The organism is Ralstonia flaminis (assembly GCF_958415495.1).
Taxonomy (GTDB): domain Bacteria; phylum Pseudomonadota; class Gammaproteobacteria; order Burkholderiales; family Burkholderiaceae; genus Ralstonia; species Ralstonia flaminis.
Genome location: NZ_CATZLL010000008.1, coordinates 86,526 through 101,955, shown reverse-complemented (window position 1 = coordinate 101,955; position 15,430 = coordinate 86,526). Strand labels below are relative to the sequence as shown.

Below are 15,430 nucleotides of genomic sequence, written 5' to 3'. Positions count from 1 at the left end.
CCATGAGCACCGCTCTCTCTACGCTCGATTGGACCCGCAAACTGGTCAGTTTCGACACCACCAGCCGCGGCTCCAACCTCGCGCTGATTGAAACCGTGCGCGACTATCTGCGCGGCGCCGGTCTTGAATCGCATCTCTCGCACAACGATGAGCGCAACAAGGCCAACCTGTTCGCCACCATTCCCGCCGCCAACGGCAGCGTGCAAGGCGGCATCGTGCTGTCGGGCCACACCGACGTGGTGCCGGTGGACGGCCAGAAGTGGGACAGCGATCCGTTCACGCCGGAAGTGCGTGATGGCAAGCTGTACGGGCGCGGTACGTGTGACATGAAGGGCTTCATCGCGTCGTCGCTGGCGCTGGTGCCTTCGCTGCTGCAAGCCAAGTTGCGTGAACCAATACATCTTGCGCTGTCGTACGACGAAGAAGTCGGCTGCGTAGGCGCCCCGCGCATGATCGAAGACCTGATCGCACGTGGAATCAAACCTGCCGGCTGCATCGTCGGCGAGCCCACCTCCATGCGCCCCATCGTCGCGCACAAGGGCATCAATGCTTACCGCTGCCGCGTGCATGGCCGCGCCGCGCATTCGTCGCTCACGCCGCAGGGCGTCAACGCCATTGAGTACGCCGCGCGCATCATCTGCTTTGTGCGCGATCTGGCCGATGAATTCCGCGCCCAGGGCCCATTTGACGAAGCGTTTGATGTGCCGTTCACCACGTCGTCCACGGGACTGATCAACGGCGGGATCGCGCTCAACACGATTCCGGCGCTGTGCGAATTCGTGTTCGAGTTCCGCAATCTGCCGGGTGTGGATGCGCCGGCCATCCGGACGCGCGTGGAACGCTATGTTCGCGAAACCATCGAGCCCGCCATGCAGCGGGAACACCCGGACGCGCGCATCGAACTGGCTGAGATTGCCGCTGCGCCATCGTTGGACGCCTCTGAGCAGGCCGCCATCACGCAGCTCGTGCGCGTGCTGACCGAAGACAACGACAAGCGCAAGGTTGCCTACGGCACCGAGGCCGGCTTGTTCCAGCGCGCCGGCATTCCGGCCGTGCTGTGCGGCCCCGGCAACATCGAGCAAGCGCACAAGGCCAACGAATACGTGGAGCTGGCACAACTCGACGCCTGCGACCGCTTCCTCGCCAAGGTCGCCCACAGCTTGACGGCGGAGACGGCCTCCGCCTGAGTTTTGTGCTGCGCGCGCCTCACCTTTTTGTGGGGCGCATTCCTACCGGGGGCTTCGCTACAATAGCGCGCTTCCCCGGCGCATCCTTTCCCCGTCCTCCCATGCCTGTCGTCCTGCAAAGCCTGTCGCCGCTGTCCACCGGCGATATCGAGTCCGTCCGCAGCCTGTTCGGCACCGCTGCATTTGAAATGCGTGCGCCCAACGTCGCCGCCATCGAATGGGTGCATGAGCTGCCCAGCGAGCTGCGCGTCCAGCTCGACGCCATCTGCGCCAACCTGAAGCTGGACTACGCGTGGATTCCAGACGAATGGACCTTTGGGGACTTCCGCGTGCTGGCGATGGATATGGATTCCACGCTGATCACCATCGAATGCATCGACGAGATTGCGGACTTCTGCGGGCTCAAGCCGCAGGTGGCCGCCATCACCGAGGCCTCGATGCGCGGTGAGATCAAGGATTTCAACGAAAGCCTGACGCGCCGTGTGGAGCTGCTCAAGGGACTGGATGCGAGCGTGCTGGAGCGCGTCTACAACGAACGCTTGCAGCTCTCACTGGGCGCAGAAAAGATGCTCAAGGCCGTACAGGCAATGGGCATCCGCACGCTGCTGGTGTCGGGTGGCTTCGAGTTTTTCACCTCGCGCCTGCAAGAGCGTCTGGGGCTCGACCGTACGCGCGCCAATACCCTGGAGATCGTGGATGGAAAGCTGACCGGCCGCGTGCTCGGCGAGATCGTCAATGCCGACGTGAAGGCGCAGACGCTCAAGGCGTTCTGCAAGGACATGGGCGTAACGCCGCATAACGCCATCGCCATGGGCGACGGCTCGAACGATTTGAAGATGATGGGCGTGGCGGGCTTGTCGGTGGCGTTCCGCGCCAAGCCCATCGTGCAGGCACAGGCCGATGTGGCGTTCAACGTTGTCGGCCTGGACGGGTTGCTGAATCTCTTCCCGCAGCAGTAAAGCTCCAACCACCGGCACCGGTTGGAGAAATCAAAACGGGGCGCAACCTGTGCGCCCCGCTCCAGTGCCCTGGCAGACCGACCAGATCAAGCCCGCAGGTGCGTCTCCATCGCCAGCTTCAGATCGGCGATCAAATCACGCGGGTCTTCCAGGCCGATATACAGGCGCACGAAACCACCCGCGTTCTCCCAATCGGCCGGCGGCCAAGCCGTCGCCGTACGCATCGACGGGATGTTGTAGGGCAATGCCAGGCTGTTTGCCCCACCCCACGAAAAACCGATCGCAAAGTAGCGCAAGCTTTCGATGAAGGCGTCGATCTGCGCCTGCGAATAGCGCTCGTGCAGCACGATCGAAAACAAGCCGCTCGCGCCGGTAAAGTCGCGCTTCCAGAATTCATGGCCCGGGCAGCTGGGTAGCGCCGGGTGCAGTACGCGTACGACTTCAGGCCGGTCAGCCAGCCATTCGGCCACTTCACGCGCATGGGCATCGTGTGCCGCCAGGCGCGTCGGCAGGCTCGGCAAGCCGCGCAGTACAAAATAGCAATCGTCCGCCGAGACCCCCCAGCCCATGCGCATGCGCGTCGCCAGCAGCTTGTGGTGTAACGCCTCGTCGTTGGTGATGGTGGCACCCATCAGCACGTCGCTGCCACCCGACTGGTACTTGGTCAGCGCCTGCACGGAGATGTCGATGCCGTGCGCGAACGGCTGGTAGTACACACCGCCGCTCCAGGTGTTATCGATGGCCGTGATGGCACCAGCTGCGCGGGCCGCCTCGGCGATGGCCGTGCAATCAGGCACCTCCATCGTCACCGAACCCGGTGCTTCCAGCCACACCAGCTTGGTGTTGTGGCGGATCAGATCGGTAATGCCGGCGCCGATCATGGGGTCGTAATAGCGCACGGTGATGCCGAACTGGCGCGCCATCCATTCACCATGGTCACGGTTCGGGCCGTAGGCGTTGTCTGGGATCAGTACGTCGTCGCCGGACTTGATGAGCGCGAAGTACACCAGCGAAATCGCAGCCAGACCCGAGGGCAGCAGCAGCGCATGCGAACCGCCCTCGATCTGTGCGAGCGCTTGGCACAGTGCGTCGGAGGTCGGCGTGGCATGCAGGCCGTAACGCCAGTGCACCACACTGCCGCTGCCGAACGCGCGCATGTCGGCGAGGTTCTTGAACACCACGGTCGAGGCGCGATGCGTGGCGTGCGAAAACGCGGCGAAACCCGGCGGGACATTCAGGTCCGGATGCACAGCCAGGGTTGCGGGAAACTTGGGCGGGAGCTTGATATCGTCGGTCACGAAAGATTCCTGGCGAGTAGCGTACGTGCAGCGCAAGGAGCTGCGGGCACCTGACCCGGCAGCTTACCAGTGCGCGCCCGATCGCGCGGGATTGACGGGCGGTAGCGCCGGCGCCGGGGCGATCTGCCCAGGTGCAGCGGGCACCAGCGGCGTGGCTGGCGTCACAGCATTGCTGTTGGCAGCGGCATCGTATGGGGGAATCACCACCACAGCGACCGGCCGCAGCACGAATGGCAGCGTATTGCCGCCGTGCGCAACATCCGTCCAGGTGCCGTGCACGACGCCGTGCGTGTCGATAGCGCCTTCCCATGTGCCGGTGACGTTCGTGCCGTCGTCGGACTCTTCCATCAGGAAGCCGCCATTTTCATATTCGCCGGTGACAAGGCGCACGCCCGGGCCTTTGCCCGCCGTGTACTCGCCGTGGACGCTGTCGATCTCACCGGGCTTGCGGCCGAGGCGCATGTGGATCGGCACATCACCGATGACGCCGGTGTAGACGGGATACTTTGCGTAATCGGGCTGGGGCTGCAGCACGTGGGGTTGGCCGGTCTGGGCGGAGAACCCATTACCCGCCTTGGCAGCGCGCCGCTTGTCGCCATCCGCAATGGCGCGATTCAGGCCAAGGTCGCCCGGCTGCACGTTGGCGCCACCGGTCGACACGTCATAGCCGTTGTTGGCAGCCGGCGTCTGGGCAGACGCCGTTGTCACCCCCGCAGCGCCCAAGGCCAGCACCAGCGCGAACAACGCGCCGGCCGGCCCAGTCGGGCGCTCAATCAGAAGAAAGCGTTCAGATGCGTTCGAACACCGCCGCAATGCCTTGTCCTCCACCAATACACATGGTCACCAGCGCGTAGCGACCACCAATGCGCTGCAGCTCGTGCAGCGCCTTCACCGTAATCAGGGCGCCCGTTGCGCCGATCGGGTGGCCGAGCGAGATGCCCGAGCCGTTCGGGTTGACCTTGGCCGGGTCCAGGCCGAGTTCCTTCGTCACGGCACAAGCCTGCGCGGCAAACGCTTCGTTGGCTTCGATCACGTCCAGATCCTTGACCGACAGGCCAGCGCGCTCCAATGCCTTGCGCGTAGCCGGCACCGGACCGATCCCCATGATCTTCGGATCCACGCCAGCGTGGCCGTATGACACCAGGCGCGCCAGCGGCTTCAGGCCGCGCTTCTCCGCGACCGACCGCTCCATCAGCACCAGTGCGGCGCCAGCATCGTTCAGGCCCGAAGCATTGCCAGCCGTGACTGTGCCGTTTTCCTTGACGAAGACCGGCTTGAGCTTGGTCATGTCGTCGATGGTCGCATCGTGGCGGACGTGCTCATCCGTATCAAACTGGATGTCGCCCTTGCGCGACTTGATCGTCACCGGAACGATCTGGTCTTTGAAGTAGCCGGCGTGGATGGCGCGCGAGGCACGCTGGTGCGATTCCAGCGCGGTCTGGTCCTGCTGCTCACGGCTGATGCCGAACTCCTTGGCAACGTTCTCCGCCGTCACGCCCATGTGGATGGTGTGGAACGGGTCGTGCAGCGCGCCCAGCATCATGTCGACCATCTTGGCGTCGCCCATGCGCGAGCCCCAGCGGGCAGCCGGCGCGAGGTACGGCGCGCGGCTCATGCTTTCGGCACCACCGGCGATGGCAATATCGGCGTCACCCAGCAGGACGGTCTGCGCAGCGTTCACCACGGCCTGCAGGCCGGAGCCGCACAGACGGTTGACGTTGAACGCAGGCGTTTCAGCCGACACGCCACCGTTCACAGCTGCCACGCGCGAGAGGTACATGTCGCGGGGCTCGGTGTTGATGACGTGGCCGAACACCACATGACCGACCTCCTCGCCCTTCACGCCGGCACGGGCGAGTGCCTCGCGCACGACCAATGCACCCAGTTCACACGGCGCCACGTCCTTCAGGCTGCCGCCAAACGTCCCGATTGCGGTACGAACGCCGCTGACCACCACCACTTCACGTACCATTGCTGTCTCCATGCAATTAAGAATTGGATGGCGGCCAGTATAAACGAACGATCGTTCGCAAATTTTAGGTGCGATTACCTAATGGGCGCAGCCTGAAACTCAGACTTCGCCCCACAGGTCGTGGCCATCCGCGCCGGTGATTTTGACCGATACGAAATCGCCCGCCTTGTAGCGTTTGTACGGCTTGGACGGCGGCGCGATGTAGACCAGACCATCAATTTCGGGCGCATCCGCCGACGAACGGCCGATACCACCGTCCTGATTCACCTCATCCACCAGCACGCGCAGCGACTTGCCGACCTTGCGCTGCAGGCGACGAGCCGACACACGCTCCGCCACTTCCATGAATCGCGCGCGGCGCTCTTCACGCACCTCATCGGGCAGCGCGCCCGGCAGGTCGTTGGCGGTCGCGCCTTCCACCGGCGAGTAGGCGAAGCAGCCCACACGGTCCAGTTCGGCCTCGGCGATGAAGTCGAGCAGCGTTTGGAACTCTTCTTCCGTCTCACCCGGGAAACCGGCGATGAACGTGCTGCGGATGGTCAGCTCCGGGCACACCTCGCGCCAGGCGCGGATGCGGTCGAGCGTTTTCTCTGCATTGGCCGGACGCTTCATGCGCTTGAGCACATCCGGGTGGGCGTGCTGCAGCGGCACGTCGAGGTACGGCAGCACCTTGCCCTCGGCCATCAGCGGCATCACTTCGTCCACGCTCGGATACGGGTAGACGTAGTGCAAGCGCACCCAGGCACCGTATTGCGAAGCCAGTTCACCCAGCGCGGCGACCAGCTCGGTCATGCGCGTCTTGAGCGGACGGCCGTTCCAGAAACCGGTGCGGAATTTGACGTCGACACCGTAGGCGCTGGTGTCCTGCGAAATCACCAGCAGCTCTTTCACGCCGGCCTTCAGCAGGTTTTCTGCCTCCAGCATCACTTCCGCCACCGGGCGCGAGACGAGGTCACCACGCATCGACGGGATGATGCAGAAGCTGCAGCGGTGGTTGCAGCCCTCGGAAATCTTCAGATACGCGTAGTGCTTGGGCGTGAGCTTGATGCCCTGCGGCGGCACCAGGTCGATGAATGGGTCATGCGGCTTGGGCAGGTGCGTGTGCACCGCTTCCATCACTTCGCCCAGCGCGTGGGGGCCTGTCACGGCCAGCACCTTCGGGTGCACGCTGGTGATGATGTCCTGGCCGGCAGCATCTTTCTTGGCGCCCAGGCAGCCCGTGACGATCACCTTGCCGTTCTCGGCCAGCGCTTCGCCAATGGCATCCAGGCTTTCCTGCACCGCCTCGTCGATGAAGCCGCAGGTGTTGACGACCACCAGGTCCGCCCCGCCATACGTACCGGAGATCTCATACCCCTCCGCGCGGAGCTGGGTGATGATCTGCTCGGAGTCGACCAAAGCCTTTGGACAACCAAGCGAAACGAAGCCAACTTTCGGGCTCTGGGTACTAACGTCGGACATGGGGACAACCTGATGTGGGGAGTGTTTGTGCCGCGCGCTTGACATGGTTTCGGTACGTCCATGCGCGCCGCGCGGATGCGCATTTTACCCTGCCAGAGCCGTCTGCCGGCCACCCTGATGCAGCGCATGCTCAATCACGCGCTGGATTTCCATTGGGTCCTGCAGGCGCCGGATCGCATCGTGCAACGCAGCCGCCTGCGGCCACGTCCGTTTCAGGTAACCGAGCCACAACTTGACCCGGCCATGCTCGTGCTTCGACAAGATACGCGCGTGCAGCTTCTTCAGATAGTCAGCAAGAAAACCCAGCACTATCGGCCATTCCGCGGCGGAGGGCTCCGGCTCCATCCGCCCGCGAATGCGTTGGGCCAGGAACGGATCGGACACGGCGCCGCGGCCGATCATCACGTCATCGCAACCGCTGACGGCGCGGCAGCGCTCCCAATCACCCACGGTCCAGACTTCGCCATTCGCGATGACGGGCACATGTACAGCATCCGCGATACGCGCAATCCAGTCCCAATGGGCTGGCGGGCGATAGCCATGATCGCGTGTGCGGGCATGCACAACCAGCGACACCGCACCGCCTTCGGCCAGGGCGGTCGCGCACTCAATCGCGCGCGACGTATCGGAGACCCCCAAGCGCATCTTGGCCGTCACCGCAATGTGTTGCGGAACGGCGGCCCGCACCGCCGCCACGATCGTGTGCAGCACTTCTGGCGTATCGAGCAGCATGGCGCCGCCGCCGTGTCGATTCACCACTTTGGCCGGGCAGCCGAAGTTCAGGTCGATTCCGTGCGGTGACAAGGTCGCAGCGTACGCGGCGTTCCGAGCAAGCCATTCCGGGTCGCTACCCAGAAACTGAACAACCATGGGTGTGCCGCTGGCGGTGTAGCCACCGTTGGCGATTTCGGGCGTCTCGCGCTCGTAGGTGCGCAGGGGCAGCAAGGAGCCCGTCACCCGGACAAACTCGGAGACACACCCATCGAAGCCACCGGCGCTGGTCAGCGTGTCGCGCATGACGAAATCCGCGACGCCCTCCATCGGGGCGAGCAAAAGACGGCTCATGCGAAAGCGGCCAGCCGGTCAATATGCCGGAAGCTGAGGTTGGACATGGAAATGATCGAAGCGGGAAATCGATATCTTGAGGTGACGCGTAAGGCGCACGCATCAGCCCGTGAGGCCGCGCATTTTACCCTGTCGCCTTATTCCCATCGTCCAAACAAAAAAGGCGAACCGCCGCGCGATTCGCCCTTGCCTGCCATATCAGCCCGACCTACTTCTTTTCGGGCGGCTGGTTGAACGGGAACGTCCCGAACATGTTCTTGGCTTGGCTCTGCATCTGCTCCTGCATCTGCACGAACAGGTTTTTGCTCTGCTCAATGTAGTTGCTCATCATGCCTTGCATCATCGGCCCCTGCATGTTCATGAACTGCGACCACATGTCAGGGTTGAAGCTGTTGCCGCTGTAGAGATCCTTCGAGTTCTCGGCCAGCTTGCTCTGGATGTCGACGAATGCCTGGATGTTCTTTTCCAGATACGTGCCCATCATCCCCTGCATGGCATTGCCGTAGAAGCGGATGATCTGCGCCAGCATCGAGCCGGAGAACATCGGCACGCCGCCGGTCTCCTCTTCCAGAATGATCTGCAGCAGGATGCTGCGGGTCAGATCTTCGCCGGACTTCGCGTCGACGACGCGAAACTCCTCGGTCTCCATCACGAGCTGCTTGACGTCTGCGAGCGTGATGTAGGTGCTGGTCTGGGTGTCGTAGAGCCGGCGGTTGGGATATTTCTTGATCAGCCGTTCGGTACCCTTCTTGCTGGTGGCCATCATGCCTTTCCGTGTTGGCGATGCTGCTGCGGTGCAGCCGATGCAGTGCGAAATGACTACACCAAGCGGTGCAGCAAAATACGCGATTGCCCGGCTATTCCGATCTGCGTAGGAATGTAGCCACGCAGATGCATCCGGTTATGATCGGACGCCCCTTGTCTCCCTGCGGAGCGCCTCCGTGATTGGATTCTATGCGGATCGCCATGCAAAGAAAAGGCGACCTCCCCCGGTAGAAACCCGCAGCATTTTGATACGGCTCATGCACACGAATGCGCGACGAAGATAAGCGCAAGAGCACTGCTGCAACGCACTTGAGCATCGCAGCACCAAACAGGCAAAAGCGGGTTTCTGGGGGAAAATTGCTGCGCCCATGCTGCAGCAATACCGCAGCATGGGCGCTTGAAGGTCAGCCCATGTGCAGGCCGCCGTTGAGGGAGAAGTCAGCGCCAGTTGAGAAGCCCGACTCTTCGGACGCCAGCCATGCGCAGATCGAAGCGATTTCCGTCGGCTCACCCAGGCGCTTGACCGGGATCGTGCCGACGATCTTGTCGAGCACATCCTGACGAATCGCTTTCACCATATCGGTTGCGATATAGCCCGGCGACACGGTGTTCACCGTCACGCCCTTGGTCGCCACTTCCTGTGCCAGCGCCATCGTGAAGCCGTGCAAGCCAGCCTTGGCCGTCGAGTAGTTGGTCTGGCCAAACTGCCCCTTCTGACCATTCACCGACGAGATGTTGACGATGCGGCCCCAGCCACGGTCGACCATGCCGTCGATCACCTGCTTAGTCACGTTGAACAGCGACGTGAGGTTGGTGTCGATCACAGCATCCCAATCCGCTCGGGTCATCTTGCGGAACACCACGTCACGCGTAATGCCGGCGTTGTTGATGAGGACATCCACCTCACCCACTTCAGCCTTGACCTTGTCGAACGCGGCCTTGGTCGACTCCCAATCACCGACGTTGCCTTCGGACGGGACGAAATCAAAGCCCAGCGCCTTCTGCTGCTCGAGCCACTTTGCCTTGCGCGGCGAATTCGGGCCGCAGCCTGCGACAACGATGAAGCCGTCGCGCGCCAAGCGCTGGCAAATCGCCGTTCCGATACCGCCCATGCCACCGGTGACGTATGCGATGCGTTTGGTCATGTCCACTCCTAGTCCTTGTTATTAAGCCGCCTGAGTTTTCTCAAGCGGAGATGCTTCGGATCGGCGTGCCCTGCTTTCGTTCAGCGCACGCCGATAACACTACAAAGATTTACGGACGCTCGACAGCCAGCGCCACGCCCATGCCGCCGCCGATACACAGCGAGGCCAGGCCCTTCTTCGCATCGCGCTTCTGCATTTCGTGCAGCAGCGTGACCAGAATGCGGCAGCCCGATGCGCCGATCGGGTGACCAATGGCAATCGCGCCGCCATTGACGTTCACCTTGGACGTATCCCAGCCCATCTGCTGATGCACCGCCAGTGCCTGCGCGGCAAACGCCTCGTTGATCTCCATCAGGTCCAGATCGTTCACCGACCAGCCAGCGCGCGACAGGCAACGCTTGGATGCCGGCACCGGACCCATGCCCATCACCTTCGGGTCCAGGCCAGCGCTGGCGTAGGCACGAATGGTGGCCAGCGGCGTCAGGCCCAGTTCCTTGGCCTTGGCGGCAGACATCACGACCACAGCAGCGGCGCCATCGTTCAGGCCCGAAGCATTGGCCGCTGTGACGGTGCCAGCCTTGTCGAAGGCAGGCTTCAGGCCAGCCATCGAATCCAGCGTCGCGCCGTGGCGGACGAACTCGTCCTGCGTAAAGGCAATCGGATCGCCCTTGCGCTGCGGGATCAGGATCGGAACGATTTCGTCGTTGAAGCGGCCCGACTTCTGCGCGGCTTCTGCCTTGTTCTGCGAGGCCACGGCAAACTCGTCCTGTGCCTCGCGCGTGATGCCGTATTCCTTGGCGACGTTCTCGGCAGTGATGCCCATGTGGTACTGGTTGTAGACATCCCACAGCCCGTCCACAATCATCGAGTCGATGAGCTTGGCGTCGCCCATGCGGAAACCGTCACGCGAACCCGGCAGTACGTGCGGCGCGGCAGACATGTTCTCCTGGCCACCGGCCACGACGATATCCGCGTCGCCCGCAATGATGGCGTTGGCCGCCAGCATCACGGCCTTCAGACCCGAGCCGCACACCTTGTTGATGGTCATGCCCGGGACCATGTTGGGCAGCCCAGCCTTGATGACGGCCTGGCGCGCTGGGTTCTGGCCCGAACCGGCGGTCAGCACCTGCCCCATGATGACTTCGCTCACCTGGTCCGGCGAAACCTTCGCACGCGAGAGCGCCTCGCGAATCACGGCTGCACCCAGATCAGGTGCTGCAATCTTCGCCAGCGAACCACCAAACTTGCCTACGGCGGTACGAACCGCCGATACGATCACAACATCGGTCATTTGCTTACCTTCCACAGTCGAAAGAGAGTCAGAGACACCGTCGGCGGCCGCAGCCGCGACGGCAACGGGGGATCATGCGCGCGATCTTACGCTTTCTGTTTGACGTAACGGCCAGGAGCGGGCTCGATCTCCGGGTAGTCCGCATTGCCATAGCGTTTGGGGGCGGCTTTTTGTGCGCCAGCATGTGACGCCAGCCAAACCGACCAGTCGGGCCACCAACTGCCCGGGTACTCTTTGGCGCCCTCGAACCACGCATCGGCAGTCTCGGGCAGTTTGGTATTGATCCAGTGGGAGCGCTTGTTGGCCGCGGGCGGGTTGATGACGCCTGCAATATGACCCGAGGCACCCAGCACGAAGCGCCGCTTGCCCTTGAGCAATGGCACCGATGCATACGCCGATTGCCACGGGACAATATGGTCCTCGCGCGAGCCGTAGATGTAGACCGGCACATCGATCTTGCCAAGATCGACAGGCGTGCCGCCCACGGTCAGCTTGCCTGGTTCCTTCAGATCGTTCTGCAGGTATGTATGGCGCAGATACCAGCAGTACCACGGGCCCGGCAGGTTGGTCGAATCGCCGTTCCAGTACAGCAGGTCGAACGGCGCAGGCGTCTTACCCTTCAGATAGTTCTCGACCACGTAGTTCCAGACCAGATCGTTCGGGCGCAGGAAGGAGAACGTGTTCGCCAGTTCCACGCCGCGCAACAAGCCAGGGCCGGCGGGTGCATTTGTGCCGATGGTCTGCTCGCGCATTTCCACCTGGGCTTGATCGACGAAGACATCAAGGATGCCCGTGTCGGTAAAGTCCAGCAGCGTCGTCAGTAGCGTCAGACTCGCGGCCGGGCGCTCCCCGCGTGCAGCCAGAACGGCCAGTGCCGTGGAGAGAATCGTGCCACCCACGCAGAAGCCCAGTACGTTGATCTGGTCCTGCGCCGAGATCTCGCGCGCCACGCGAATGGCTTCAATCGCGCCGCCTTCGATGTAGTCCTCCCAGGTGCGCGAGGCCATGCTGACATCGGGGTTGCGCCACGACACCAGGAACACCGTGTTGCCCTGCTCCACCGCATAGCGCACCAGCGAATTGGCCGGCTGCAGATCGAGGATGTAGTACTTGTTGATGCACGGCGGCACCAGCAGCAGCGGCTTGGCATACACCTTGGCCGTCAGCGGCTTGTACTGGATCAGCTGGAAGTAGTCGTTCTCGAAAACGACCGCGCCTTCGCTGTTGGCTACGTTGCGGCCGATCTCGAACGCTGCCTCGTCCGTCTGCGAGATCTTGCCGCGCTCCATGTCCTGCAGCATGTTCAGAATGCCGGTGCGCAGGGATTCACCGCGCGATTCGAGCAGTTGCTTCTGCGCCTCGGGGTTCGTCGCCAGAAAGTTGGACGGCGACATGGCCGCCGTCCATTGCGACACGGCAAAACGCACGCGCTCGCGGGTCTTGGCATCGGCCTGCACGGCATCAGCCATTTCCATCAGCGTACGAGCGTTCAGCACGTAAAAGGCAGCGGCGTAACCGTAGAGCGGGCTCTTGCGCCAGACCTCGTTGGCAAAGCGGCGATCAGACGGCGCGACGGCCTCGGCGCTATCGCCGGTGCTCATATGGCGCCAGATCTGAAGCCACTCTTCAAGGTATTTCTGCTGGATTTCAGCCAGGCGCTCAGGCGGGATCAGAGCGAAGGGCACGGCGCCCTCGCCCATCATCTGAGCGCCATTGAACTGGCCGAGGCCAGGAGCGGCAGCGCCAGGCTGAGCGAATGCGCCCGCGTAGGCTTGCCATTGCTTGAACTGTTCAGCCCATTGTGCCGGATCCGGCAAGCCCTGCCAGGGGGCTTGGGTGTGGGCGCTAGATGCTTTGGAAGATGCGGATTGACGCGTTGCCATAGTGCCCTCATGCATGCAATACGCGCCGTTCCGGGTGGTTGTGCGGCGCAAATCGCAGTATTCCGGGCCATTGTTGCCTTGCCGTTTCAAGGCTGTCAATCGGAGTTGACCGATGATTGCCTGTAAACCGTGATCCAGTAAGGGTTTTGCCGAATCCACCTAGGCGTGGCGCCCTTGAATGGCTAAGCACGATGGCGGGCTATGGTCCAGCCTGTGCAATTTCGTGCGAGACTGCACCATTACGCAAACGCCGGGCGCTCTTCCGCCATGTATATCGTCGCCATTGCCTGGCTTTACGTTGTTTTGATGATGTCCTTGACTGAGCAATCGTGGATTGCCGGTATCGGCACATTTATCCTGTACGGCGTGGCGCCGCTGTCGCTCTTCTTGTGGATTGTCGGCTCGCCGGCACGCAAACGGCGCAGACGGGCACGGGAAGCAGAGAATGACGCCGCCGCGTCCGGCGACGGCGCCAACTGACATCAACCGGCGCTATTCCGCGCGCCAGATCAAGGTGGCCATGCGGCCAGTCGTGCGCTCGCGGCGATACGAGTAGAAGCGATCGGCGTCCGTCATCGTGCACAAGCCTCCGCCGTACACGTTCGTGCAGCCAACGCGAGCTAGCCGCAGCCGGGCCAGCGCGTAGAGATCGGCGAAGAACTTTCCTTCCGGCACGCCCCTCACGAATGCCGCTTCGGTCGCCGGCAGCTCATCCGGCTGAGCCGCGTCGATGAAGGCTTGCCGCACTTCCGCGCCAACCTCGAAGCATGATGGGCCAATCGCTGGGCCCAGCCATGCCAGCCATGTCGGATCGGCTTCCTGGCCACAGGCACGCAGCCGTTGCATCATCGCGTCGACCGTGCGTTCGATCACGCCACTGCACAGCCCGCGCCAGCCGGCATGCGCGGCTCCAACCGTCACACCACGCGCGTCGCTCAGCAGCACAGGCAGGCAATCGGCCGTCATGACCACACAAACGCGATCCCGCCAGGACGCCACCGCCGCATCAGCCACCACTGGCGCCGACACGTCGGTAAGTTGATCCAGGTCCGCTACGCCGGTGCCGTGTACCTGCTCCATCCACACCGGCTCTGCAGCCACGGCGGCGCGCAGGATGCGGCGATTCTGCTCGACGGCATCCGGCGCATCGCCCACGTGTTGACCGAGATTCAGACCACCCGGCAGGCCGCCAGCCAGCCCGTAAGGTCCGGTACTGACACCCCCCAGCCGCGTGGTTGCCAGTGCCTTGACACGCGGATGCGCCGGCCAGTCGGGGATGATCCAATCAGGTGAAATCGACATCGGGATCCAGGTCCAGGGCTTCCAACAGTTCTGCGAAATCGTCAGGCACCTCTGCCGTCCAATGGACTGACTTACCGGATGCAGGGTGCACAAGCCCCAGGCGCACCGCGTGCAGCGCTTGCCGCGCAAACGGCACCGGCAACTGCGCCTTGATCGTCTGCGGCTTGCCGCGACGGAAGTTGCGCGTGTACACCGGGTCGCCCAGAAGCGGGTGGCCTTCGGACTCAAAGTGCACGCGAATCTGGTGCGTACGGCCGGTCTCGAGCTGGCAGCGCACCAGCGACACCTGAGCGCGCCCCAGATCCACCACGTCGAGCGTCTTGAAATGCGTACGTGCCTGCTTGCCGCTGGCCGTTTCGATGATAGCCATGCGGGTGCGGTCGCGCGGGTCACGTCCGATCGGCGCATCGATGGTGGCCTCTTCCGGCATTTCCCCCCAGACCAGCGCCAGATAAGTCCGCTTGACCGTGCGAGCCTGCAACTGACGCACGAGATCGGTCTGCGCAGGCAGCGTACGTGCGACGACCATCAAGCCGGAGGTCTCCTTGTCGAGTCGGTGGACGATGCCCGCACGCGGCAACTCGGCAGCATCGGGATAGCGATGCAGCAAGCCGTTGAGCACGGTACCGCTCCAGTTGCCTGCCGCCGGGTGCACAACCAAGCCAGCAGGCTTGTTGATGACGAGCAGCGTGTCGTCTTCGTAGACGACGTCCAGGTCGATCGGCTCGGCCACGAAGGCGTTCTCGTCGGCCGCTCGCTGCGGCACAACCTCGATGCGTGCCCCGCCGGATACCGCTGCGCGCGGGCGCACCGCTGCGCCATCCATGCGCACGGCACCAGCGTCGATCCATTGCTGCAGGCGGCTGCGCGAGTAATCGGGCAGCAATTTGGCCAGCGCCTTATCCAGACGCTCCCCGTGCAGAACCTCAGGCACCTTGACGACGATCGGCTCTGTTGCCTCTGCACTTTCGGCGGTGGGCAAGTCGAGCGCCTCATCGTCAAGCACGTCTTCGGTTTCTTGCGAAGTGATGGAAACGTCAGGCGCTGCGTCGTTCGACACAGGGCTTGGGCTATAATCCTTGATGCGATTTTTCATTGAGAA

At 63.1% G+C, this 15,430-nt stretch carries 14 protein-coding genes; 3 read left to right on the top strand and 11 right to left on the bottom strand.

Translation table 11 applies throughout. From position 1 onward, the window contains the following. Nucleotides 1-2 precede the first annotated feature (2 nt). Complete coding sequence (gene argE / locus R2N11_RS14085; RefSeq protein ID WP_316681455.1) at nucleotides 3-1,187, top strand: acetylornithine deacetylase; 1,185 nt, start codon at nucleotides 3-5, stop codon at nucleotides 1,185-1,187. A 101-nt stretch (nucleotides 1,188-1,288) separates the two neighbouring features. Continuing rightward, on the top strand, nucleotides 1,289-2,146 hold the full coding sequence (serB, locus tag R2N11_RS14080) for a phosphoserine phosphatase SerB (RefSeq protein ID WP_199031971.1): 858 nt from the start codon (nucleotides 1,289-1,291) through the stop codon (nucleotides 2,144-2,146). 86 nt (nucleotides 2,147-2,232) lie between these two features. Here the strand turns inward: serB and R2N11_RS14075 are convergent, their stop codons facing one another. The 9 genes from R2N11_RS14075 to phaC form a co-directional block, all read right to left on the bottom strand. After that, nucleotides 2,233-3,444: a cystathionine beta-lyase gene (locus R2N11_RS14075; protein WP_316681454.1), complete on the bottom strand. Its 1,212-nt coding sequence runs from the start codon at nucleotides 3,442-3,444 to the stop codon at nucleotides 2,233-2,235. A 63-nt stretch (nucleotides 3,445-3,507) separates the two neighbouring features. After that, entirely contained in the window at nucleotides 3,508-4,257 is a 750-nt protein-coding gene (locus tag R2N11_RS14070) for a hypothetical protein (RefSeq protein WP_316681453.1), read from the bottom strand. Beyond that, nucleotides 4,232-5,416 carry a beta-ketothiolase BktB gene (gene bktB, locus R2N11_RS14065; RefSeq protein WP_316681452.1) on the bottom strand — a complete coding sequence of 395 codons (1,185 nt, stop codon included), beginning with the start codon at nucleotides 5,414-5,416 and terminating at the stop codon, nucleotides 4,232-4,234. Before bktB ends, R2N11_RS14070 begins: the two co-directional genes overlap by 26 nt. A gap of 99 nt (nucleotides 5,417-5,515) precedes the next feature. Continuing rightward, nucleotides 5,516-6,877 carry a 30S ribosomal protein S12 methylthiotransferase RimO gene (gene rimO, locus R2N11_RS14060; protein ID WP_048932503.1) on the bottom strand — a complete coding sequence of 454 codons (1,362 nt, stop codon included), beginning with the start codon at nucleotides 6,875-6,877 and terminating at the stop codon, nucleotides 5,516-5,518. Between the two features lie 84 nt (nucleotides 6,878-6,961). Then, nucleotides 6,962-7,942 carry a tRNA dihydrouridine synthase gene (locus tag R2N11_RS14055; RefSeq protein WP_199031975.1) on the bottom strand — a complete coding sequence of 327 codons (981 nt, stop codon included), beginning with the start codon at nucleotides 7,940-7,942 and terminating at the stop codon, nucleotides 6,962-6,964. Between the two features lie 208 nt (nucleotides 7,943-8,150). Beyond that, entirely contained in the window at nucleotides 8,151-8,705 is a 555-nt protein-coding gene (gene phaR, locus R2N11_RS14050; RefSeq protein WP_021194616.1) for a polyhydroxyalkanoate synthesis repressor PhaR, read from the bottom strand. 406 nt (nucleotides 8,706-9,111) lie between these two features. Next, a complete protein-coding gene (locus R2N11_RS14045) occupies nucleotides 9,112-9,852 on the bottom strand; it encodes a 3-ketoacyl-ACP reductase (protein WP_199031976.1) in 741 nt (246 codons plus the stop codon). A 109-nt stretch (nucleotides 9,853-9,961) separates the two neighbouring features. Then, a complete protein-coding gene (locus R2N11_RS14040; protein WP_199031977.1) occupies nucleotides 9,962-11,143 on the bottom strand; it encodes an acetyl-CoA C-acetyltransferase in 1,182 nt (393 codons plus the stop codon). Nucleotides 11,144-11,229: 86 nt separating this feature from the next. Further along, entirely contained in the window at nucleotides 11,230-13,026 is a 1,797-nt protein-coding gene (gene phaC / locus R2N11_RS14035; protein ID WP_316681451.1) for a class I poly(R)-hydroxyalkanoic acid synthase, read from the bottom strand. Nucleotides 13,027-13,293: 267 nt separating this feature from the next. Here phaC and R2N11_RS14030 point away from each other — a divergent pair, with 267 nt between their 5' ends. Beyond that, nucleotides 13,294-13,506, top strand: coding sequence for a hypothetical protein (locus R2N11_RS14030; RefSeq protein WP_199031979.1), 213 nt, complete (start codon nucleotides 13,294-13,296; stop codon nucleotides 13,504-13,506). 12 nt (nucleotides 13,507-13,518) lie between these two features. Here R2N11_RS14030 and pgeF read toward each other — a convergent pair whose 3' ends face one another. Both pgeF and R2N11_RS14020 read right to left on the bottom strand, forming a co-directional pair. After that, nucleotides 13,519-14,328, bottom strand: coding sequence for a peptidoglycan editing factor PgeF (pgeF, locus tag R2N11_RS14025; RefSeq protein WP_316681450.1), 810 nt, complete (start codon nucleotides 14,326-14,328; stop codon nucleotides 13,519-13,521). Beyond that, nucleotides 14,312-15,424, bottom strand: a complete 1,113-nt coding sequence (locus R2N11_RS14020) for an RluA family pseudouridine synthase (protein WP_316681449.1) — start codon at nucleotides 15,422-15,424, stop codon at nucleotides 14,312-14,314. Before R2N11_RS14020 ends, pgeF begins: the two co-directional genes overlap by 17 nt. Between the last annotated feature and the right edge of the window lie 6 nt (nucleotides 15,425-15,430).